We start from the raw sequence: 21,333 nt of genomic DNA on the forward strand, positions 1-21,333 counted from the left end.
CGGCATGAAAATGTCTCGAATCGGGATTGCCGAACAGGCATGCAAATGGATAATTGGCACATGAAGAGAGTTCGCAAGGCAGTGTTCCCGGTTGCCGGTCTCGGCACGCGCTTTCTCCCTGCTACCAAGGCCATTCCCAAGGAAATGCTGACGGTCGTCGACAGGCCGGTCATCCAGTATGTGGTCGATGAGGCGCGCGATGCCGGGATCGAGCATTTCATCTTCGTGACCGGCCGGAACAAGGCGGTCATCGAGGATCACTTCGATGTCCAGTTCGAGCTCTACGACACGCTTGCGCAGCGCGGCAAGGACGACCAGCTCGCCCGCCTGCAGCGGCTGCAGCCGGCGCCGGGGCAGACCAGCTTCACCCGCCAGCAGGTACCACTCGGCCTTGGTCACGCCGTCTGGTGCGCGCGCGAGCTTGTCGGCGACGAGCCCTTTGCGCTGCTGTTACCCGACATGATCATGCAGTCGGAAAAAAGCTGCATGAAGGATATGGTCGAGCTTTACGCCGAGACCGGCAACAACATCGTCGCCGTGCAGGAATGCGATCCGGCCGAGGCGCACAAATACGGCATTGTCGGCCGCGGCGATGACGCACATCACGGTTTCCGCATCACTGGCATGGTGGAAAAGCCGAAGACCGGCACGGCGCCGTCGAACCTCTACATCAACGGACGCTACATCCTGCAGCCTGAGATATTCAAGATACTCGAAGGCCAGGAAAAAGGCGCCGGCAACGAGATCCAGCTCACCGATGCAATGCTGAAACTGCAGAAGCAACAGCCCTTCTACGGCTACCATTATCGCGGGCGCACGTTCGACTGTGGCTCGCCCGAAGGCTTCGTCGAGGCCAACGTTGCCTTCGCGCTGTGGCGCAGCGACATGAATGGAAGCATGGCCGGTGTCATTCGCACACTTCTCGACGAACTCGCGCCGTCAGAGCGCCGCAGCCTAGCCTTATAGTGTCAGCACCGGTTGCCGCGCTGGTCGGCGAAAGCGCGCCGCGTTCGACGGGCCTCATGCGACGCACCTAGGTTCTTGTTTTTATGCAAGTCGTTATCGCAAAACCGCTGCACACCCTCGGGTCAAGCCCGAGGGCATGCTTTTGCGCGACATGCATTTAGCGCTGCAACTTCACGCCAACGAAAATGCTATTGGCCGTGTAGTCGCGCCCAACCAGGTTGCTGGTCAGTTTTTCAGTCCTGGCGCGGGTGGTTAGCCCGGTGTAGCGGTTCAGCCACCACGTCAGCCCTGCCTCGGCGCTCAGCGTCAAATCATGATCGTCGGAGCCGGTATAGTCGCGCCATTCAAGGCCGAGAGCGGCATTTCCGGTCAGGTTGGCGCGGATCTGCCGCTCGCCCGTGAGGCTGCCGGAATAGAGCATGGAGCCGCTTTCGCCCGCATTCGTCGTGTTCTCGGCGGTCGTCTGTGCGGTGAGCCCGATCGTGGTGCCGCGTTCCGGCGACCATTTGAGATCGGCATTGACCGTCGCGCCCGAAATCGCCGGCAGGGCGTCGTCGTCGATAGCTTCGCGCAGCCAGCCGACCGAGAACTCGCCGGTAAGCTTCTCGCGGAGATCGAGCTCGACGCCGGCCCGTGCGCCAAGCCTGGTCGAGGAGCGCTGGAAGCCGTTTGGATCGACGCGCAAATCATAAGCGCGCCGGCCGATCTCGATTTCGGTGAACGGCGTGATGGCAGGCGAGATCTCGTAACCAGTGCGCAAAATGGCCGTGTAGAGCGTCGAGTCGCGGCCCTTCTGCGACAGTGATCCGCCCGACGAAAGCTTAGCGTCGCCAAAGATGTCGTGCTCGACCGCGCCGGTCAGCGCGAAGCGCATCTTGCCGGCATCCTTCTCGACGGCGAGACTGCCGTTCACTGTCTGGCGCACCGGCTGGCCAACGGCGCCGACGACTGCGTCCGGCGCCGAGGCCGATTCGGGCACGGCCTCATAGCCCAGCTTGGCGATGGCGCGCAGATCATTGTCGAGATCGATGTTGAGTGTGCCGTCGACGTGGCCTTGCGCCTCGTGAATGTCATAGCCGGACAAGGTTTCGCGGAAGATGCCATAGCCCTCAACCGTCGCCGAATTCTCCCGCCAATCGGAGACGGCGTTGAAGCGCAGCGTCGTTTCCGACAGCAGGGCCGGCTTGCCGAGGCTGCTCGAATCGGCGTTTGTCGAAGACGTCAGGCCTTGCTCGAGCGTGGGCCGGATCACGAACGAGCCGAGCTTGATGCCGGTGGCGGCGAACGGGTCGTCCTCGTTCTTTTTGTTCTGGCCTTCGATGGCCTCGGTGCGCTCGGCGCCGGGGTCGAGCCTGAGCCTTTCGGCGGAATCGATGGTCACCGCACGGCGGTTGGCCGTATCCTGCTCGTCTATGGCGGCGGCGTCGGTGTCATTGGTCGTCGCTGCAGTCGCGGTTCTCTTGCTCGTATGGCTGTCCGTGGTCTCGGCTTCGGCGTTGGCCGCGTTGGCGGCGCGCGTTGCGCTTGGCCGCCGTCGCGGCGGCGGAGGAGGGTTGTCGGGAAATGGGTCGCCGCTGGCCGCCGGCGGATCGAAAGTGCCGCCGGTTGCGGCCGCTTTGCCCGTGCCGTCGTCAGGCAACGCCCCCTGGCTGGCCGGACGATAGGTAGGCAGCGGCGTATTGTCGTTGGGGGTTGCAGCCGCCTGGGCGGCTTGGGTTCCAGCCATGCTCGTTTGCCTGATCTTGTACTGCTGGTCGTCCAGGATTGTCGATTCCGAAACCTCGCCGCGCAGCTCGGTTTCCTGGGCGCAAAGCAGTGTCGGACGCGACAACGCAAAGACAGTGGTTGCCAGCAGCAATGCGCGAACCGCCTTGCCCTTTCGTCCCGTTTTGTTTTGAGGCTGAAACCCGGACATCGGCACCACTGCTTGCGCGGCGCACGCGCGCCATACTTACGAAACCGTAAATGGGGATGGTTAACGGAGCGTTGAGGGATGGCCCGCCAGGGTGTTCGGGGCGGCAATTCCGTTGGACAGGCGCGCGCCGAAGCGCTAATCGCATCGTCCATGGACGTGAAATCCCCAGACAGGAAGCGGCACGACGGGCAGGCCGCGATTGCCTCGGCGCTGAGAACGGTGGCGACAGAGCAGGCCGGCGTCGCGGCATTGGCCGACGCGCTCGAAAACGGGCTGGCCGAGCCGTTCGCACGGGCCGTCGACATGGTGTCGCAGATCGATGGCCGCGTCATCGTCACCGGGGTCGGCAAAAGCGGCCATATCGGCTCGAAGATTGCCGCAACGCTCGCCTCGACCGGCACGCCAGCCTTCTTCGTTCACCCTGCCGAAGCCAATCACGGCGACCTCGGCATGATCGCCAGGAACGACGCCATCATCGCCCTGTCGTGGTCGGGGGAAAGCCTCGAGCTCAAGGGCATCATCGCCTATTCGAGGCGCTTCTCGATCCCGCTGGTCGCGGTCACCGCGGGCGAAAAATCGGCGCTGGCGCGTGCGGCCGACGTGGTGCTTCTGCTGCCGCGAGCACCGGAAGCCTGCCCGCACGGGCTTGCGCCGACGACCTCGACGCTGCTGCAAATGGTGATGGGCGATGCGCTGGCCATCGCGCTGCTCGAGGCCCGCGGCTTCACCCCGGACCATTTCCGCACGTTCCATCCCGGCGGCCAGCTCGGAGCCAACCTGACGCAGATCCGCGAGATCATGCATGTCGGCGATAGGCTGCCGCTGGTGTCGTCCGGCACCGGCATGCGCGAGGCAATCCTCGAATTGTCGCGCAAGGGGTTTGGCTGCGTGGCGGTGACTGCCGCGGACGGCAAGCTGATCGGCATCATCACCGATGGCGACATCAGGCGCCATATCGGCAGCGATCTCTTGGCCATGAGCGTCGATCAGGTGATGACCAGAGAGCCAAAAATGGCCGCGCCCGACACGCTGGTGGCGACGGCGCTGCAGACGATCAACGACTCGGCCATTACCAGCCTGATGGTGGTCGAAGGCAGGCGGCCGATCGGGCTCGTCCATCTGCACGACCTGCTGCGTATCGGTGCTGCCTAGTCTAGCGAGTTTTCTAGACCGCCTCGACCGTCAGTTCCAGATCGGTATCAGCGGCACCCGTCACGCGCACCTGCGTGCCGGCCGGGAGGTCGGGGCCGGAGACACGCCACAAGGTGTCGCCCAGCTTGATGCGGCCGCGCCCGTCCTTGATCGGCTCGGCAAGGGTCGCCGTCCGGCCGACCATCTGTGCGCCGCGGCGGTTGAGCAGGGGCTGGTCGGTCTCATCGTGGCGTCCCCCCACCAGCCGCTTGCCGACATAAGCCGAGACCAGCGACAGCACGAGGAAGGCGACGACCTGGACCTGCCAGGTCCAGAAACCGGCGCCCCAGATGAGCAGCGAGACGACGCCGATCAACAGTGCGGCAATGCCGATCCACAGCATGAAAATGCCGGGCGCGATGACCTCCATCACCAGCAGGACGAGGCCGAGGACCATCCAGCTCCACGGGCCGAGTTCGGAAACAATGCGGTCGAACATGGCCTCAGGTCTCGCTGGGACGAACCACGGGCGGGCGGGCCTGTCGTGCTGGACCGGCGGTGCCTTCGCCCTTGAAAACTTCCCTGGCGATTTCGCCAATGCCGCCAAGCGTGCCGATCAGTGAGGAAGCCTCTATCGGCATCAGCACGAGTCTACTGTTTGTCGCGGAGCCGATCCTGGTCAGCGCTTCGGTGTATTTCAGCGCGACGAAGTAGTTGAGCGCCTGCACGTCACCCTTGGAAATCGCCTCCGACACCACCTGCGTGGCGCGTGCTTCAGCCTCGGCCGATCGCTCGCGCGCCTCGGCGTCGCGGAAGGCGGCTTCCTTGCGCCCCTCGGCCTCCAGAATCTGCGACTGCTTGAGGCCCTCGGCGGCGAGGATCTGGGCGCGCTTATTGCGCTCGGCCATCATCTGGCGGCCCATCGATTCGACGAGATTGGCCGGCGGGTTGATGTCCTTGATCTCGACACGGGAGATCTTGATGCCCCAGGGATGCGCCGCCTCATCGACGACGCGCAGCAGGCGCTCGTTAATGGCGTCGCGGTTCGACAACAGCTCGTCGAGGTCCATCGAGCCCATGACGGTGCGGATGTTGGTCATCGTCAAATTGAGGATAGCGTTCTGCAGGCCGGCGACCTGGTAGGCGGCCTGCGCCGCGTTCAGCACCTGATAGAAGGCGACGCCGTCGACGGCAACAGTGGCGTTGTCGCGCGTGATGATCTCCTGCGTCGGGACGTCGAGCACCTGCTCCATCATGTTCATCTTGGCGCCGATACGGTCGACGAAGGGCATGATGAGGTTGAGGCCCGGGCTCAATGTCTTGGTGTAACGGCCGAAGCGTTCGACGGTATAATTATAGCCTTGCGGAATTGTCCGGATGCCTTTGAAAAGCACCAGCACGACAAGGGCGACAAGAACAAGAAGCGCGATATCGAAACCACTGAAACCCATTTGGCTCTCCCCTCAAAGGCCGGCCATGCCGGACAGTTCCACGCGGCCGGCTTGATCAAACACTTAAGTGTGTTTCAGCAACGTTACAATCAGGTGATCATGGATTGCCGGTGAATAGACGGGTGATCTGTTCAGGCCCAGCCGGACAGCTCGCGCCGCACCATTGCCTCGATCACCGCCATGCCCTCGGTACTGTCGTTGAGGCAAGGGATGTGTGCGAACTTTTCACCGCCGGCATGGTGGAAGGTCTCGGCCGCTTCCCTGCCGATCTCGTCCAGCGTCTCGATGCAGTCGACGGAAAAGCCGGGGTTGACGATGGCGATCGATTTCACGCCTTCGCGCCCTAGTCTTTCGACCGTCTTGTCGGTGTAGGGCTGCAGCCATTCCTGCGCGCCGAAGCGCGACTGAAAGGTGGTGATCAGCTTGTTTTCCCCCCAGCCGAGCTTTTCGCGCAGCAGCCGCGTCGTCTCGAGGCAATGGGCCTGGTAGGGATCGCCCTTGTCGGAATAGGGTTTCGGAATGCCGTGATAGGAAGCGATGACAATTTCCGGTTCGAAGTCGAGGTTCGCCAGATGCTTTTCGATCGAACGGGCGAGCGCCTCAATATAGGCCGGCTCGTTGTAATAGGGCGGCACGCTGCGAATGGCCGGGGCGCGGCGCATCTTCATCAGCGCGCGAAACAGCTGGTCGTTGGCAGTCGCAGTCGTCGTCGCCGAATATTGCGGATAGAGCGGGAAAGACAGGATGCGCTCGCAGCCTTGCTCGACCAGTCTCTTGGCCACGCTCGCGGTCGAAGGGTTGCCGTAGCGCATCGCCCAGTCGACAACGACATTGGGGAGGTCGCCGAGCGCGAGCCCGAGCTTCTCGGCCTGGCCGCGGGTGTAGGTGCGCAGCGGCGACTCGTTGCGCTCCCGGTTCCATATCCTGGCATAGTTGGCGCCCGACTTCTTCGGCCGGGTGGTGAGGACCAGGCCGTAGAGGATCGGATACCAGATCGCCTTGTTTAGCTCGATGACGCGTGGATCGGACAGGAACTCCCGGAGGTAGCGCCACATCGGCTTGAAGCCGGTGCCGTCGGGGGTGCCGAGATTGATCAGCATGACACCGACCTTGCCGGTCCTGACCGGAGGGCGCCCTGCCGACGGCGAGGCGGCGGTCTTCTCGGCTTTGATTTCAGCAGGGTTGGCAAGCGTCATGAGGTTCTCCAACACCGCGAACCAACGGTGCCGCGGCGAAAGTAGCGATGCCGCGCCGGTTTTCAAATGCTGCGTCTGGCCGCACCTTATCCCAGAAATGCAACACCCGCCCGGTCTGCCGGGCGGGTGCATTGCGTTCCTGCGGCCGGATTACTTCGACGCCGCCGGGATCGTCAAAGTTGCGCCGACCGGCAGCCGGCGTGGCTCGTAGGCTTTGTTGGCATCGGAGATTATTTTCCATTTGGTGCCGTCGCCATAGGCCTTCACCGCGAGATCCCAATAGGTATCGCCGGCGACGATTATATGGCTGCCTTCGGCCGGTGCCGGCTCAGCCGGCTTGGCGGGCTCGGCAGGTTTTGCCGGCTCGGTTGGCGCCGGTTCACTTGGGGCTGGCTGACTCGGGGCCGGCTGACTCGGGGCAGGCGCCGTCTCGGCCGGTTCAGCCGGAGCAGGGGTCGCCGGAGCCGGTGTGACCGGAGCCGCAGGTGCCGCCGGCTGGGCCGGCTCGGCGGGTGCGGGTGCCACCGGCGCGGTTTCCGCCGGGACGGCCGGCGGCGTCTTGGAAATGTCGCCTGAGCCGGCCGGCATTTCGGGCATTGCCGGTTCAGCAGGCTTTGCCGGCGCAGCCTCAGCAGGTTTTGGCGGTTCGGCAGGCTTGGCCGGTTCCGCGGCCGGGGCCACGGTCGCGGCGATCTCGGTGATGCGGCCGTCGAGCTTGGGCGTATAGGGCCGGTGCGCGCCGAGGTAGTCGGCGACGACCTGTTCCAGCCCCGGGCCGTAATCATAGGCGTTCTTGGCCTTCTCGGCGAACACCTTATAACCGTCGCCGCCCTGGCGGACATAGTTGTTGGTGGCGACAAGGTAGTCCTTGTCCGGCTTGATCGGCGTCCAGACGCCGCCTTCCATGACCTCGACCGATTTGACGCGTCCGTTAGGCGGCGCCGATTTGTCGAACGCATATTTCATGCCGGCAACCTGCGGGAAGCGCCCGGCGCCGTCCTCGACCTGGCTGAGGCCGCTTTCGAGGCCGGCAACCAGATCCTTGCCGGAGATCTGGAAGGTCGCCAGCGTGTTCTGAAACGGCAGAACGGTGAGAATCTCACCCATGGTGACGGTGCCCTGGTCGATCGAGGCGCGCAAGCCGCCGCCATTTGAGATGACGATCTCGACACCCTGGCCCTTGACCCGGTCGAGGACGGCGTCGGAGACCAGATTGCCCATCTCGCATTCGCGGGCGCGGCAGTTTTCCCGGCTGCCGTCGATCGCCTTGGTGGTCTCGGCAACTTCCTTGTTCTTCAGAGCCTCGATCGGCGCGCCGAGTTCCTTGATGCGGGCAAGCACGGCGGGGTCGGGCGTGATCGATTTGTCGAGATGGATGGGATCGCCGCTGGCCTCTTTGACAACGCCGTTGTCGTCGAACACGACCTTGAACTCGCCGAGATATTTCGAATAGGACGCCGCCTGGACGACCGGCACTTTGTAGCCGTCCGGATTGTCGACCATCGTCGGATAAGGGCCTTCCGCCTTGGGGTCGGTGTTGGAGAGCAGCGAATGGCTGTGGCCGCCGACCACCACGTCGACGCCCGGGATCTTGGCGATCACGTCGCGCTCGCGCTTGTAGCCGATATGGGTGACCGCGATGATTTTGTTGACGCCCTCTCCCTTCAGTTTCTCGACCTCGGCGGTGATCGACTTGACGTCGTCTTCGATGGCGATGTTCGGGCCAGGCGAGGTAAGCTCCGGCGTGTCGTTGGTGACCGCGCCGACGATGCCGATCTTCTGGCCGCCGACCTCGACCACGATCGATGGCTTGACGCGGTCGCCGAGCTTGGATTGCGCATTGGCCTTCACGTTGGCGCCGAGCACCGGAAACTGGATCATGTCGAGAAACGGCGCCAGCGCCGACTCGCCATCGTCGAACTCATGATTGCCGAGAGCCTCGGCATCGAACTTCATCTGGTTGAGGAATTCGCCTTCTGTCTTGCCCTTGTAGGTCGTGTAGAAGAGCGAGCCCTGGAAATTGTCGCCAGCGCTGAGCAGCAGCACGTTCTGGCCTTCCAGCTTCTTGCGCTCCTGCGCGATCGCTGTGACGAGGCGGGCGGCGCCGCCGACGCATTCACCCTTGGTCTCTTCCTCGGCCGAGCAGGTCGATTCGTACTTGTTGTTGCTCTCGATGCGGCTGTGCCAGTCGTTGATGTGCAGGATGTTCAGCGTGTAGTCGGCAAAGGATACCCCTGCCGACAGGCCAAGTGCCGATGCCGACAGCGCGGCGATGGCAGCGATCTTCTTCATTCTCGTCTCCCGGATGACTCGAGTACAGCGCCGCGCGTCATTTGGGACGCGCAAAGGACGCTGTACCATTTTTATTTTGCGCATGATCCTTTCCGAAAATCGACTCCGATTTTCGGGGTCATGCGCAGACGCGTTTAACGCTCTTGTTTGACTTGGATGTAACAGCCCTCTCGGGCCATGTTCACATCGCGTTTCAGTCGATGCAAGCGGAAATCGGCATCAGCTTTGCCGGCGCAAGAAGACGGCGGCTTGAAGCCGCCGCCCTTGTGCAAAGTCAATTCGGAATCGAACTTCAGGTGCGCCTGGTCAGCACAAAATTTTGTCCGCTCGCGCTGGTGCAATTGAGCTGGCTGGTGGAGACCATCAAGCAGTTGAAGCTGATCGGCGTCTGGCGGATCAGCGAAGTGCCATGGATCTCGACCGAGGTGCCGCCGGTCATGGTGTAGCTGCCATCGGCAAGCTTCTGGCCGGTGTCGGTGGCGACGGTCGCGAAGCTGCCGCCCTTGAAGGTGGATAAGCCGGTGCCCTGCGCGTCGATCCAGGAGCCTTCGACCCCTTTGGCGGTGATCACCGGTGGCTCGCCCGGGCCGGTGGTGGTGCAGGCCGCCAACGTGACGGCAGCGGCCGCGGCAATGCCAGCCGAAAGCAGTCTTTGCGCAATCGTCATCATCAAGATCCTCTCCTCTCGCATCGGCTCGAAAATCGATCCGATTTTCGGAAAGCACGATGCGCACATTCAAAGTGCTGGAGCGTACTTTGTGCGTCCAAATGGACGCACGTCGCTCTAGGCCGCCCCTCTTCAATCGCCCGATTTCCGGGCGATTGCAAGCTGGCGGAGTGTCGAGGCAACGCTGCTATCGAACGAGGATGTTGCGGAATTGCCACGGGTCTTTGGTGTCGAGGTCCTCGGGAAACAGACCAGGCCGATTGTCGAGCGGTGTCCAGTCCGTATAATAGCTCCTGACCGGCCCCAGATAGGGGTTCTGCACGTCGAGGCAGCGCTTGTAATCCATCTCGTCGGCTTCGACGATGCCGGCCTCCGGATTTTCCAACGCCCAGACCATGCCCGCCAGCACCGCCGACGTGACCTGCATGCCGGTAGCGTTCTGATAGGGCGCCAGCTTGCGCGCCTCGGCCAGCGACAGCTGCGAGCCGTACCAGTAGGCGTTCTTGGCGTGGCCGTAGAGCAGCACGCCGAGTTCGTCGATGCCATCGACCAATTCGTTTTCGTCGAGCACGTGATGCGCGGGCTGGGCCTTGCCGGCGGCACCGAACATCTCATGCAGCGACAGCACGGCGTCGTTGCAGGGATGATAGGCGTAATGGCAGGTCGGCCGGTACTGCACCTTGCCCTTCTTGCCATGCAAGGTGAAGAAATCGGCAATCGAAATCGCCTCATTATGCGTCACCAGGAAGCCGTATTGCGGACCGGCCGTCGGGCACCATGTGCGCACGCGCGTGTTGGCGCCGGGCTGCTCCAGAAAGATAGCGGCCTTCGAGCCGTTCTTGTGCTTTTTGGCGTTCTTCGGCATCCACGCCTCGTGCGTGCCCCAACCGAGCTCGGCCGGCTGCAGGCCTTCCGAAATGAAGCCTTCGACCGACCAGGTGTTCCAGAACACGTTCATCGGCTTGGGTTTCTTGGTGCGCTGGGTGTCGCGCTCGGCGATATGGATGCCCTTTACGCCGGCCTTCTTCATCAGCTTGGCCCAGCCTTCGCGATCGTGCTGCGCGGGTTCCGCGAAGTCGAGGCCAAGATCTGTGGCGAGGTTGACCAGTGCCTGCTTGACGAACCACGAGACCATGCCGGGATTGGCGCCGCAGCATGAGATCGCGGTAGTGCCGCCCGGATTCTTTGCGATTTCCGTACGCACCGTTTCGCGCAACGCATAATTGGTGCGTGAGGCGTTGTCGGCCTTTTCGTCGAAATAAAAGCCGAGCCAGGGCTCGACCACCGTGTCGATATAGAGGACGCCAAGCTTGCGGCAGAGCTTCATCAACTCGAGCGAGGAAGTGTCGACCGACAGGTTGACACAGAAGCCCTGGCCGCTGCCATTGGTCAAAAGCGGCGTCAGCAGCTTCTTGTAGTTCTTCTTGGTCACTGCATCCTGCATGAAAGTGATGCCGCGCTCGTCGAGCAATTTGCGGTCGGCGTCGCGCGGGTCGATAACGGTCATGCGCGACTTGTCGAATTTGAAATGGCGCTCGATCAGCGGCAGCGTTCCCCGTCCGATCGAGCCGAAGCCGATCATCACGACAGGGCCGGTGATCTCACCGTAAACGGGCCAGTTTTCATTCGCCATTTATCGATTACTCCCTCAAAAAACGCTTCGGAACAGCGGCTTGGCCGCGGCGCGACAAACCATAGATCATTGTCACAATAAAGCGAAAAGCGGACGGCCGGGCTCACGCCGCGCCATTCCGGCTACGGCTCGACCAGTCTTGCGAATTCAGGCTTGAAGAGGGCATGTGCCTCGGAGACCGGCAGTTCAAGCAGATCGTCGGCGCAGGCCTGGATGGCATGCGGTAGGGTCTGGAGCCCGAACACCAGAACCTGCTTGTCGCCCTCACGCCAGAGGCTGACCGCCAAATATTCGCCGACGAGATCGTCCATACCGCATTCAGCTTCGTGATCAATATCGGTCTGATCGGTCGGTTTCTTGCGCCGCTGCTTGACCAAGGAGACGAGGGAAGGACCGGGCTTGCCATCCACCGTATCTGAGAAAATGTCCTGAAGGCCAAGCAGGACGCCGCGCCGCACATCCATGATGTAGGCGTCCGAATAGTTGGTCGGATGCGCTCCGCCGCAGAAGATGCTGCCGGACTCCCGCCAGCTCATCAGCAGCGGCGTCAGCGAGCTCACTTCGAATGTGCTGTCCGCATAGCCTCCGAGCGTGCCGTCGTTCACGCCGTCAATCGGCCCGCCTTCGTTGAAACCGGCATCTTGCGCCGCCACGCAGCCCAGTGCGCCGATGTTTGCGCGCCAGTGCCTGTCTTGCAGCAGAGCATTCGCGGCCTCGATCGGAACGTTGCCGGACAGTTCGACAATGCGCGGCGTGGCGAATTTGGTGCGGGGGTCGACGACATAGCGGTAGGTCGCGTCCGGCCAGCCAGTCGTCTTGCCGTTATCAAGCTGAGTGTTCAGCCGCAGATAGTCATACGGGGACGTCTCCATGGTGATCGGCGTGTCATTGGCGAAGAACTTCATGAAGCTGAAATCGTAGAGATCGAGCGGGCTGCCGGGCTCGTTCCCGGTCACCTGCCGACTTGCGACCCGCTCCAATCTGAGCGGCAGCGCCCTCTTTCCGTTCCAACTGCCTTCAAGGGTCTTGCCGTTACTGGATGAGGCCAGGCGCCACACGGCGGCAATCGGCGCGGCCTTTCCGTCATCGCAATTGTCGGCGCCGCATGCCTCCTCCTCGGCCAGTTCGAACCTGCTGCCCTTTTGGGACCGGGCCTGCAGCGGGATGTCGACGCCCTTCGAGCGGTAGAAATAGCGGCCGGCCAGCGGGCTGCCGGGCGCCGCGGGGTCGTCGGTGAATTCGACGACGATATCGCTCTTTCCAAGCTTGCCGGCATAAGTCACCGGCTCTGCCTCGGCTGCTGTCGACAGTACCAGGATCGCGGCCATGAACGTGACCGGCCTGCTAAGATGCTGGATCATTGTTCCCCCAAGCCACAAGTTAGAGTTGTCGTCCGCCAGCAGTCACGGTCGGCTGTCAGGCCCTTGTAGTCAAGTTGTGCCTCGTCCAGCACCAGACGCTGCTCAGCGAAAAAAGCTGCGACGCCGCCCCTGGTGCGGCTGCCGCATCCGCCCGTTTCAGCTACACCGGAGTGGCGCTGATTGCGCTCGGCTTATCTGGATCAAGGGGCAACTCGAAGCCGAGCGGCTCTATCTCGCGGGGGGATTGGCCGCGGCCATGTATGGAGCATTCTTCGCGGCCATGCTCTCGCGGCCGATCTACGGCGGCGTGCTGTATGACGAGAACGGCTATCTGCCGTTCCGGCCGCCGTTTGGACCGGCGGGCTGGCGGTGGGATGTCAACGTCACCGTCTTTACCGCGATGTCCGCGATCCTGCTGCTGGGCGTGGCTGCGATTTAGGGAATCCGAGGAAAAGTGTGAAACGGTTTTCCGTCCGGAATTGCGCAAGAACAAAGAGATAGAGCGGTTCGGCGTTTCCGTGAAACGACGAACTGCTCTAGGACAGCGCCAGCGCCCCGAGCCGCTCGACCAACCGGTCACGGTCGGCGGTCATCCCCTTGTAGTCGAGCTGTGCCTCGTCCAGCGCCAGAAGTTGTTCGGCAAAGGACGCTGCGAGCGCCGCGCGGTCGCGGTGGCGCTCCAGCAGGGCGAGCGGGTCGAGATGAATGCGGATGGTGAAGAGTATGTCGCCGGAGACCGGGAGCTTTCTCAGCGTCTGACGCTCGACGCGGATGAAAGCATGAGCGTCGATGTCGCCGTCCGGGAATCTCGACGGGCGATTGCTGGCGCGGTCGATGCGTTCGATGTTGGAGAGCGGATGGTAGAGTGCGTCGCCGGCCTGGATCGACCAGTTGTAGCGCTCGACGGCTTGGCCCTGGAGGCCATCGAACATGCGGTTGATGAGATCGGCCGGGCGTGTGCCTGGACCGAAACCCGGTACCGGCGCATGGATCTGCTGCAGCGGCTTGCCGAATTTTTCGATCAGCGACCATGACGACGGGAAGCAGAGCGAGCCGGCCGCCAGACGCCAGCCGCTCTCGTCACGGCGCATCAGGATCAAATCCTCCTGGACGAGCAACGAGGCCGCGACAAGCGGCGCATCGCTGAAAGAAGCTGAGGTGCCTGAACCCTCGAGATTGTCGATGCCGTCGATCACCTCGATCGCATTGTCGGTACGCCTGTGGGTTTCAGGAAAGTTCGCCGCCAGATGCGCACCGAGCAGATCGAGCACTTCGCGCTGGGCGTCGCGCGTTGCTTGCTCCTCGACAAAAACCTTGTCTGGAATTTCCGTGTAAAGCCGGCGTTTCTCGGCAAGATAGGGCAGCAGATATTCGTCGACCTCGATCCATCTATCGAGACTGAGCGGCTTCAACCCGATGGTGAACAGTTTCGAGGAGCCGTCATAGGGTGTGTGAGTCGGTGGGCGGAAACTCATGCTTCTTTGTAGGCTTCCAGTGCGGCAGCGGCCATTCTCGCCGTGAATTCGGTGATTTCATAATCGGCGGCACCTGCCTTGGCGAAGGGATCATCCGCCAGTCTGGCATCGAGCACTTTGCGTGGACCGCGCGCGATGATGATGCCGCCGGTCCTTGGCCGCTTTGGCCCGGAGGCGACAAAGATACCTTGCGCATAGCAGGCCTTCAGCCACTCGACATGCGCTTGCTGCAGGCGGTCGATCTCGGTCAGCGGCACCTTGTAGTTCAGCGAAACCACGAACATTGTTGTCTCCCGATGCTTCAGCCCAGCCGCGCCGGGATCAATCCGCGCAGCGAGTTGCCGACGAACAGCGCCTTGGCCGATTTCAGTTCGTTCCACGTGTAGACCGCTTCACCGGCGCGGCCTTGATCCAGCAGTTCGCCGCGCAGGACGCCAGGCAGCAGGCCGCAATCGAGCCGCGGCGTGGCCAGCACGCCGTCGCCGAAATCGGCAAAGACGTTGGTGATCGTGCCCTCGCAGATTTCGCCGCGCTCATTGGCGAGCAGCACCTCGTCGGCCCGGCCGGCCAGATATTCGGCGCGGGCGCGCGTATAGGTTTGTCGGCGGCTGGTCTTGTGACGCAGCAGCGTGTCGCTCGAATCAAGCCGCACCCGTGCCAGCTGCAGGGTCCAGACCTTGTCTGCGGCGAGCGGCTCGTAGGGCTGCACCGAAACCGCGACTTCGCCATTGCGCGACAGGACGAGGCGGGTGCGCAACGCGATATGCTGGCGGCCGACCGCATTCATCAGCGCTTCGCCGACCCGTTGCGGATCGCAGGCGAAGCCGAGTTCGTTTGCCGAGCCGTAAAGCCGCGCGAGATGGCGGTCGAAACGGAGGAAACCCGAGCCGGGTTCCCAGCGCATTGTTTCGATCAGTTCGAAATCGGCAGTGTTCCCGTCGCGAAACGGGCTTTCAGCAGACACTCCTGATACTCCTCTTCGGCTGTCGAATCGAAGACGACGCCACCGCCGACATTGTAGACCGCCTCGCCATTGGCAAAGAGCGAGATGGTGCGGATCGCCACCGAAAAGCGCATCCGGCCGCCGGGCGCGATCCAGCCTATGGCGCCGCAATAGACATCGCGCGGGCCACCTTCCAGCTCGCGCAGGATCTCCATGGCGCGGATCTTCGGTGCGCCGGTAATCGAGCCGCAGGGGAACAGCGCGGCGAAAATCTGCCGGATGGTGAGGCCGGGCAAGAGTTTCGCCCGCACGCGGCTCACCATCTGGTGGACGGTCGGGTAGCTCTCGATGCGGAAAAGCTCCGGCACGTCGAGCGTGCCAACCTCGCTGATCAGTGAGATGTCGTTGCGCAGGAGATCGACAATCATCCGGTTCTCGGCCTGGTTCTTCTCGTCGTTGCGCAAGAATGCTTTCAGGCGATCATCCTCGGCTTTTGTTGCGCCGCGCGGCGCGGTGCCCTTCATCGGATGCGTCTCGATCATGCCTTCCACGTCCACCTCGAAGAACAGTTCGGGCGAACGCGACAAGACGATCGGATCGCCGAGCGCGACCAGCGCCCCATACTTCACCGGCTGGCGTTCGGTTAGCGCGTTGAAGGCGACCAGTGGATCGCCCGACCATTGTGCGTGGACCGGAAAGGTCAGATTGCCCTGATAGCAGTCGCCCTTGCGGATATGGTCATGCAGCCTGGCAAAGCGTTTGGCGTAGTCGTCCGAAGACCAGGCTGCCTTGGCGTCAAAGATTGGGCCGTTGCTAACCAGCAGATCGCCTGGCGCGACCGTCTCTTCGACTGGCGCGTCGAACACGCCGAGGCAGAAAAGCGGGGCGCGGCGGCCGGCCGGCAGCAGCGGAACGAGCTTGGGTTCGAGCAGGTAACCGGCCTCGTAGGAGAAATAGCCGGCCAGCCATTTGCCGCCGTCATGTGCTGCCTGCGCGGCTTCCAGGGCCGGCAAAAAGTCCGCCTCGCCATGCGCTGCGATTATCTCGGCCGGCCGGTCGAAAACGAGCTGACGCGCGGTCTCGTCGTTCCGGAAAATTGCAAAGGGCAGGGGCATAAGGCTCGAATGCTGCGGTCACCAGCGATCGATCTATATGGGGGCTCGACCGTCTGCAATCGAGGGAGCGGCGTCTCAAGACGCAAAGGCGCGGGGCAAAAACAAATGCGGCGCCAATGGGCGCCGCCTTGTTCCAAAAGGCCACCTTGCGATGGATCAGGTGTTGCTGGCTTCCCCCGCGGTCGGGAAGCGGCGCGCGAATTCCTTCTCGTCACCGGCGGCAAGCAGTTTCGCCTGCTCGATCCAGCGTTCACGTTCGATGCGGCCGTCGAAATTCAGCGTCGCCTCGATCCGCTTGACATCGTCGGGCGTCCAGGCGGCGATCTGGGCATAGGTCGTGACGCCAAGCCCTTTGAGCAGCCGCTCGTTGGTCGGGCCGATGCCGATCAGGCGACGCAGATCGTTGGCTTTGCCTGGGGCCGTGGCTGTTGCCTTGCCGGTCGCGGCTTTCTTTGCAGCTGGTGCGGCCTTGCTTGCAGCCGGCGCAGCCTTGCTTGCCGCCGGCGCGGTCCTGGGCGCACTCGCTTTCGATGCAGGCGGTTTCGGCGTTGCTGTTTTCGCGGCACTTGCGCGTGGCGCGGTCGCAGCCCTGGCCGTTGCAGATTTCTTCGGCGCCGGTTTGGCTGGTGCGGATGTCGACATCAGCGTTGAAGGCGCCTGCATCGCGGCCTTGGTCGTGCCGGTCTTGACGGCTGGCGCCTTGGCTGTTGCCGCCTTCGCGGTTGGCGCCTGGGTGGTTTTCGCCTCGCCCAGCCGGCGTTCGAGATCGGCGCGGGCGCGGCCGCATGCATCCAACTCGCCGGTCAGACGGTCGCTATCGGCCCGCAATCTGTCGCGTTCGCTGCGCGTGCGGTCTAGATCGCCGCGCAAACTGTCGAGCTCGCCACGCAGGCGTCCCCAAATGAACCAGCCAACCAACACACCTACCAGGAACGCCAGGAGCATGTAGAAAAAAGTGCCCATTGTCTTTCTCTCTCCAGTCCCATCCGTCCGCCCTGGCCTGTAGAGCCATGACCTCGGCGAAGGACCATTCGATGGTGGTTCCGCAATTTGCAGAACAGCCGGCTTCGATCGAGCTGTCGGCGACCGGTTTGCCCCTGGCCAACAGCCATTGTCGCATCCGCCGACACGCCATGACCGGTCGGGACTTTCCGACCAGGCCCATTCGTGCCCGGCTGAGCTTGAGGGCGGACGCTATCATACAGCTTACGGGAATCTAACGGAAAACTTCCATGGAAAGTTATTTAAGAACAAATAACCAAGACAAGAATAGAACCATCGCCAATATGCATTGCAGCTAAACTGTTCTGGAAAACCGTCATCCGGTGTTGCGCATCACCAGTGTTGCGCATCAATTGTCGAGTGCTTCCAGCTCGTCGATCAGTCCGCTGATCACGCCAAGCCCGATTTGCCAGAAGGCAGGGTCGGCCGCGTCGAGGCCGAACGGCGCCAGAAGCTCGGAATGATGCTTGGTGCCGCCGGCGCGCAGCATGGCAAAATATTTCTCCTGAAAGCCGCGCTCGGCGTTCTGGTAGACCGCGTAGAGCGAGTTCACCAGGCAATCGCCGAATGCATAGGCATAGACGTAGAAAGGCGAGTGGATGAAATGCGGAATATAGGTCCAGAAAACCTCGTACCCGTCGCGCAGCTTGATCGCCGGCCCGAGGCTTTCCGCCTGCACTTCCAGCCAGAACTGGCCGAGCTTGTCGGAGGTCAATTCGCCGCTCTTGCGCTCGGCATGCACCTTGCGCTCGAACTCGTAGAAGGCGATCTGGCGCACGACGGTGTTGATCATGTCCTCGACCTTCTGCGCGAGCATGGCCTTGCGTTCGCGCTTGTCGGTGGTCTGCTCGAGCAGCGAGCGGAAGGTCAGCATCTCGCCGAACACCGATGCCGTTTCGGCCAGCGTCAGCGGCGTCGACGCCATCAAGGCGCCCTGGCCGCCGGCCAGCACCTGGTGCACGCCGTGGCCGAGCTCGTGCGCCAGCGTCATCACGTCGCGCGGCTTGCCCATGTAGTTGAGCAGCACATAGGGATGCGCCGAAGGCACGGTCGGATGCGCGAAGGCGCCAGGCGACTTGCCGGGTCTCACCGGTGCATCGATCCAGTTGCGGTCGAAGAAAGTTCTGGCGATCTCCGCCATGTCGGGCGAAAAGCGCTGGTAGGCGGAAAGCACGGTGTTCTTGGCCTCGTCCCAGCCGATGACCGCCTGCGGGGTCTCCGGCAGGGGCGCATTGCGGTCCCAGTGGTTCATCACCTCCATGCCGAGCCAGCGCGCCTTCATCGCATAATAGCGATGCGACAGGCGCGGATAGGCGTCGCGAACCGCGGCGGCGAGTGCATCCACCACGCTGCGTTCGACGCGGTTGGCGAGATGGCGGGAATCGGCAATATCCTCGAAGCCGCGCCAGCGGTCAGAAATCTCCTTGTCCTTGGCCAGCGTGTTGGTGACCAGCGTAAAGACGCGCAAATTCTTGCGGAAGGTCGTGGCCAGCGCCTCGGACGCCCGGCGGCGCACCTCGCTGTCTGCGTCCTGCAGGCGATTGAGCGCCGGCTCCAGCGTCAGCTCCTCGCCGTCGACGTCGAAGCGCAAATCGGTCATCGTCTCGTCGAACAGGCGGTTCCAGGCGCCGCGCCCGGTGATCGATTTTTCATGGAAGAGCTGCTCGATGCGGTCTTCGAGCTGATAGGGCTTGTCCTTGCGCAGATCGAGCACCCAGGGCCGGTAGTGGGCGAAGGCCGGATCGGCGGCGAGTGCGTTTTCGATCGCGCCATCGTCGATGAGGTTCAGCTCGAGCGCGAAAAACAGCAGGTGGGCGCTGGCATCGGTCATCTTTTCCTGGATGTCGCCGTAGAGCTTGGCGCGCTGCGGATCCGACGTGTTGCCGGCATAGACAAGCCCGGCATAGGAGACGATGCGGCCGATCAGCTCCTCCAGCGCTTCATAGGCCTGAAGCGCCTCGCCAAGCCTGCCGGCGCTGCCACGCCCGGCCTCGGCGGCGAGCGTGCCTTTCCAACGACTCTCGAAGGCGACGGCATCGGCGGCGGCCTTGGCGATGTCGCGCTTCAACTCGGGCGCTTCCATGCCCGAATAGAGATCGGCCAGATTCCATTCCGGCAGATCGCCAAGCTCCGCCACGCCCTGACCGGGCGCCGCCGCCAGCTTTCGAGCAAAAACCATGCGCATTGCCGATCCTTCCAGACACAAAAATTCGAGGAAACGAGAAGCCGGTCAAATCCTAAGGAATTCGTTCACCGGGTTTTTTGAAAGCTTATTTAGAACCCTGTGCCAAGATGATCCATAGGGCGCATTCTCGGGCGGGCACGGTCGGATCAGTCATGGCAGCTTCCATACTCATAGTCGATGACGATCCCGTGCAGCGCCGGCTGCTCGAGGCGGCGGTGACGAAATTCGGCCACACCGCGATCGTCGCCGATGGCGGCGAGGCCGGTCTCGATGTCGTCGACGGACCCAATGCGCGCGACGTGTCGGTGGTCATCCTCGACCTGATGATGCCCGGGCTCGACGGCATCGGCGTGCTGAAGGCGATGCGCGAGCGCGGTATCCACATCCCCGTCATCGTGCAGACCGCGCAGGGCGGCATCGAAACCGTCGTTTCGGCAATGCGTCACGGCGCCTTCGACTTCGTCGTCAAGCCGGCCTCCCCCGACAGGCTGCAGGCGTCGATCGGCAACGCCCTCAAGGTCGAAGCGCTCGAAGGCGAAGTGAAGCGCTCGTCCCGACAGCGCGGCGGCCATCTGACGTTCAAGGACATGATCACCCACAGTCCGGCGATGGATCGGGTGATTCGGCTCGGCCGCAAGGCGGCGGCGTCCAACATTCCGATCCTGATCGAAGGTGAATCCGGCGTCGGCAAGGAACTGGTGGCGCGCGCCATCCAGGGCAGCGGCGACCGCCGCTCGAAACCCTTCGTCACCGTCAATTGCGGCGCCATCCCCGACAATCTGGTCGAATCGATTCTATTCGGGCACGAGAAGGGTTCGTTCACCGGCGCCACCGAAAAACATACCGGCAAGTTCGTCGAAGCGCACACCGGCACGCTGTTCCTTGACGAAATCGGCGACCTGCCGCTCGACGTGCAGGTCAAGCTGTTGCGCGCGGTACAGGACGGCGAGGTCGATCCGGTTGGCGGGCGCTCGACCGTCAGGGTCGACATCAGGCTGATCTCGGCAACCCATCGCAACCTGCTGCAGCAGGTCAAGGACGGCAAGTTCCGCGAGGACCTATTCTATCGGCTGAACGTCTATCCAATCTTCGTGCCGCCATTGCGCGACCGTCGCGACGACATCCCCTATCTGGTGGAGCATTTCATGGAGAAGGTGGCGCCCGCCGATCCGCGCCACCGCCTGCGAGGCATCTCGGCTGCGGCGCTTACCATGCTGCAGGCCTATGACTGGCCGGGCAACATAAGGCAGCTCGAAAACGCCGTCTTCCGGGCCTCGGTGCTCGCCGACGGCGACATGCTGACCGAAGAAGAATTCCCGCAGATCCGGGCGCAGGTCGAGGGCACCGTCAATCTCGATTCGGGTATCGCCTTGCCCAATTCAGTGGGGCCAGCTTCAGGGTGGCCAGTTTCCGGGTTGGCTTCGGGCAGCCAGGCGCGCGACAACATATCGGCCGCTGGCGGCATCGCATCCGCCGACGCCGATGCACCGGCCAAGCCTCGTTTCGGCACGCTGCGGGCGCTCGACGAGCGCGGCAATGTGCGTGCGCTGGCCGACGTCGAACTCGAAATGATCAAGCTCGCCATCGATCACTACAACGGCCAGATGAGCGAAGTCGCCCGCCGCCTCGGCATCGGTCGGTCGACGCTCTACCGCAAGCTCAAGGAATACGGCATCGACCCGGAAACCGGCCGCGTCGAACGGCTCGCTTCCTGAGTCACAGGGCCAAGCCGGTTCGCATCCGGACATCATTCCACGCAACTGCGCCTCGAAATGATGTGTTCGCCACAGTGTTCACGTATTAAGGCGGACGGTAACAGATCGTGTTTCGAGCTGGCGACAAAACATGATCTAAACCAGCGGTTTACCAAGATATCCGGCGCAATATTTTTGGCGGGATATCGCCACCGTGTTACCGCATTTCGGCTTCAATAAGCGATGATTAACCATTAGGATCGATATTCGGATGCACACACCACGCATCCGTTTGGTCAAATCCGGG

General features: G+C 62.7%; 18 protein-coding genes. 4 read left to right on the top strand and 14 right to left on the bottom strand.

The features are described from left to right. The first annotated feature begins 60 nt into the window (after positions 1-60). Positions 61-966 (top strand): UTP--glucose-1-phosphate uridylyltransferase GalU, encoded by a 906-nt coding sequence (gene galU / locus NKJ72_RS16395; protein WP_352478217.1) that lies wholly within the window; start codon positions 61-63, stop codon positions 964-966. Positions 967-1,123: 157 nt separating this feature from the next. On the opposite strand, the gene NKJ72_RS16400 is transcribed toward galU, so the two are convergent. Further along, positions 1,124-2,881 (bottom strand): outer membrane beta-barrel protein, encoded by a 1,758-nt coding sequence (locus tag NKJ72_RS16400; RefSeq protein WP_352478219.1) that lies wholly within the window; start codon positions 2,879-2,881, stop codon positions 1,124-1,126. Positions 2,882-3,031: 150 nt separating this feature from the next. Here NKJ72_RS16400 and NKJ72_RS16405 point away from each other — a divergent pair, with 150 nt between their 5' ends. Next, entirely contained in the window at positions 3,032-4,033 is a 1,002-nt protein-coding gene (locus NKJ72_RS16405) for a KpsF/GutQ family sugar-phosphate isomerase (protein WP_254817072.1), read from the top strand. 13 nt (positions 4,034-4,046) lie between these two features. On the opposite strand, the gene NKJ72_RS16410 is transcribed toward NKJ72_RS16405, so the two are convergent. The 7 genes from NKJ72_RS16410 to NKJ72_RS16440 all read right to left on the bottom strand — a co-directional run bounded on the left by NKJ72_RS16410 (position 4,047) and on the right by NKJ72_RS16440 (position 12,612). After that, positions 4,047-4,511 carry an NfeD family protein gene (locus NKJ72_RS16410; protein WP_352478220.1) on the bottom strand — a complete coding sequence of 155 codons (465 nt, stop codon included), beginning with the start codon at positions 4,509-4,511 and terminating at the stop codon, positions 4,047-4,049. A gap of 4 nt (positions 4,512-4,515) precedes the next feature. Next, positions 4,516-5,463: an SPFH domain-containing protein gene (locus tag NKJ72_RS16415; RefSeq protein ID WP_352478222.1), complete on the bottom strand. Its 948-nt coding sequence runs from the start codon at positions 5,461-5,463 to the stop codon at positions 4,516-4,518. 131 nt (positions 5,464-5,594) lie between these two features. Further along, positions 5,595-6,659 (bottom strand): ferrochelatase, encoded by a 1,065-nt coding sequence (gene hemH / locus NKJ72_RS16420; protein WP_352478224.1) that lies wholly within the window; start codon positions 6,657-6,659, stop codon positions 5,595-5,597. Positions 6,660-6,809: 150 nt separating this feature from the next. Then, a complete protein-coding gene (locus tag NKJ72_RS16425; protein WP_352478226.1) occupies positions 6,810-8,951 on the bottom strand; it encodes a 5'-nucleotidase C-terminal domain-containing protein in 2,142 nt (713 codons plus the stop codon). Between the two features lie 292 nt (positions 8,952-9,243). Further along, positions 9,244-9,618, bottom strand: coding sequence for an outer membrane lipoprotein Omp10 (gene omp10 / locus NKJ72_RS16430; RefSeq protein ID WP_254817073.1), 375 nt, complete (start codon positions 9,616-9,618; stop codon positions 9,244-9,246). A 187-nt stretch (positions 9,619-9,805) separates the two neighbouring features. After that, positions 9,806-11,251 (bottom strand): homospermidine synthase, encoded by a 1,446-nt coding sequence (locus tag NKJ72_RS16435; RefSeq protein ID WP_352478228.1) that lies wholly within the window; start codon positions 11,249-11,251, stop codon positions 9,806-9,808. Positions 11,252-11,373: 122 nt separating this feature from the next. Continuing rightward, entirely contained in the window at positions 11,374-12,612 is a 1,239-nt protein-coding gene (locus NKJ72_RS16440; protein ID WP_352478230.1) for a hypothetical protein, read from the bottom strand. Between the two features lie 256 nt (positions 12,613-12,868). Here NKJ72_RS16440 and NKJ72_RS16445 point away from each other — a divergent pair, with 256 nt between their 5' ends. After that, positions 12,869-13,051 carry a hypothetical protein gene (locus NKJ72_RS16445; RefSeq protein ID WP_352478232.1) on the top strand — a complete coding sequence of 61 codons (183 nt, stop codon included), beginning with the start codon at positions 12,869-12,871 and terminating at the stop codon, positions 13,049-13,051. 97 nt (positions 13,052-13,148) lie between these two features. On the opposite strand, the gene NKJ72_RS16450 is transcribed toward NKJ72_RS16445, so the two are convergent. The 6 genes from NKJ72_RS16450 to NKJ72_RS16475 all read right to left on the bottom strand — a co-directional run bounded on the left by NKJ72_RS16450 (position 13,149) and on the right by NKJ72_RS16475 (position 19,332). After that, complete coding sequence (locus tag NKJ72_RS16450; RefSeq protein WP_352478234.1) at positions 13,149-14,087, bottom strand: heme-dependent oxidative N-demethylase family protein; 939 nt, start codon at positions 14,085-14,087, stop codon at positions 13,149-13,151. Beyond that, positions 14,084-14,371: a YciI family protein gene (locus NKJ72_RS16455; protein ID WP_352478236.1), complete on the bottom strand. Its 288-nt coding sequence runs from the start codon at positions 14,369-14,371 to the stop codon at positions 14,084-14,086. Before NKJ72_RS16455 ends, NKJ72_RS16450 begins: the two co-directional genes overlap by 4 nt. A 17-nt stretch (positions 14,372-14,388) precedes the next feature. Beyond that, positions 14,389-15,051 (bottom strand): aminotransferase class IV family protein, encoded by a 663-nt coding sequence (locus NKJ72_RS16460; protein WP_352478238.1) that lies wholly within the window; start codon positions 15,049-15,051, stop codon positions 14,389-14,391. Beyond that, positions 15,000-16,145: an aminodeoxychorismate synthase component I gene (locus tag NKJ72_RS16465; RefSeq protein WP_352478239.1), complete on the bottom strand. Its 1,146-nt coding sequence runs from the start codon at positions 16,143-16,145 to the stop codon at positions 15,000-15,002. Before NKJ72_RS16465 ends, NKJ72_RS16460 begins: the two co-directional genes overlap by 52 nt. Before the next feature lie 156 nt (positions 16,146-16,301). Continuing rightward, positions 16,302-17,108 carry a helix-hairpin-helix domain-containing protein gene (locus NKJ72_RS16470; RefSeq protein WP_352478241.1) on the bottom strand — a complete coding sequence of 269 codons (807 nt, stop codon included), beginning with the start codon at positions 17,106-17,108 and terminating at the stop codon, positions 16,302-16,304. Between the two features lie 388 nt (positions 17,109-17,496). Then, positions 17,497-19,332 carry a M3 family oligoendopeptidase gene (locus NKJ72_RS16475; RefSeq protein ID WP_352478243.1) on the bottom strand — a complete coding sequence of 612 codons (1,836 nt, stop codon included), beginning with the start codon at positions 19,330-19,332 and terminating at the stop codon, positions 17,497-17,499. A gap of 152 nt (positions 19,333-19,484) precedes the next feature. Here NKJ72_RS16475 and NKJ72_RS16480 point away from each other — a divergent pair, with 152 nt between their 5' ends. Continuing rightward, positions 19,485-21,047, top strand: a complete 1,563-nt coding sequence (locus tag NKJ72_RS16480) for a sigma-54-dependent transcriptional regulator (RefSeq protein WP_352478245.1) — start codon at positions 19,485-19,487, stop codon at positions 21,045-21,047. Positions 21,048-21,333 lie beyond the last annotated feature (286 nt).

It is taken from the genome of Mesorhizobium sp. M0045, assembly GCF_040323385.1.
Classification (GTDB): domain Bacteria; phylum Pseudomonadota; class Alphaproteobacteria; order Rhizobiales; family Rhizobiaceae; genus Mesorhizobium.

Coding starts and splice junctions, on each gene's coding strand:
- NKJ72_RS16435 (WP_352478228.1), bottom strand. CDS start 11,251: ATGGCGAATGAAAACTGGCCCGTTTACGGTGAGATCACCGGCCCTGTC.
- hemH (WP_352478224.1), bottom strand. CDS start 6,659: ATGACGCTTGCCAACCCTGCTGAAATCAAAGCCGAGAAGACCGCCGCC.
- NKJ72_RS16465 (WP_352478239.1), bottom strand. CDS start 16,145: ATGCCCCTGCCCTTTGCAATTTTCCGGAACGACGAGACCGCGCGTCAG.
- NKJ72_RS16470 (WP_352478241.1), bottom strand. CDS start 17,108: ATGGGCACTTTTTTCTACATGCTCCTGGCGTTCCTGGTAGGTGTGTTG.
- NKJ72_RS16400 (WP_352478219.1), bottom strand. CDS start 2,881: ATGTCCGGGTTTCAGCCTCAAAACAAAACGGGACGAAAGGGCAAGGCG.
- NKJ72_RS16450 (WP_352478234.1), bottom strand. CDS start 14,087: ATGAGTTTCCGCCCACCGACTCACACACCCTATGACGGCTCCTCGAAA.
- NKJ72_RS16440 (WP_352478230.1), bottom strand. CDS start 12,612: ATGATCCAGCATCTTAGCAGGCCGGTCACGTTCATGGCCGCGATCCTG.
- NKJ72_RS16475 (WP_352478243.1), bottom strand. CDS start 19,332: ATGCGCATGGTTTTTGCTCGAAAGCTGGCGGCGGCGCCCGGTCAGGGC.
- NKJ72_RS16405 (WP_254817072.1), top strand. CDS start 3,032: ATGGACGTGAAATCCCCAGACAGGAAGCGGCACGACGGGCAGGCCGCG.
- NKJ72_RS16410 (WP_352478220.1), bottom strand. CDS start 4,511: ATGTTCGACCGCATTGTTTCCGAACTCGGCCCGTGGAGCTGGATGGTC.
- NKJ72_RS16480 (WP_352478245.1), top strand. CDS start 19,485: ATGGCAGCTTCCATACTCATAGTCGATGACGATCCCGTGCAGCGCCGG.
- galU (WP_352478217.1), top strand. CDS start 61: ATGAAGAGAGTTCGCAAGGCAGTGTTCCCGGTTGCCGGTCTCGGCACG.
- NKJ72_RS16415 (WP_352478222.1), bottom strand. CDS start 5,463: ATGGGTTTCAGTGGTTTCGATATCGCGCTTCTTGTTCTTGTCGCCCTT.
- NKJ72_RS16425 (WP_352478226.1), bottom strand. CDS start 8,951: ATGAAGAAGATCGCTGCCATCGCCGCGCTGTCGGCATCGGCACTTGGC.
- NKJ72_RS16445 (WP_352478232.1), top strand. CDS start 12,869: ATGTATGGAGCATTCTTCGCGGCCATGCTCTCGCGGCCGATCTACGGC.
- omp10 (WP_254817073.1), bottom strand. CDS start 9,618: ATGACGATTGCGCAAAGACTGCTTTCGGCTGGCATTGCCGCGGCCGCT.
- NKJ72_RS16455 (WP_352478236.1), bottom strand. CDS start 14,371: ATGTTCGTGGTTTCGCTGAACTACAAGGTGCCGCTGACCGAGATCGAC.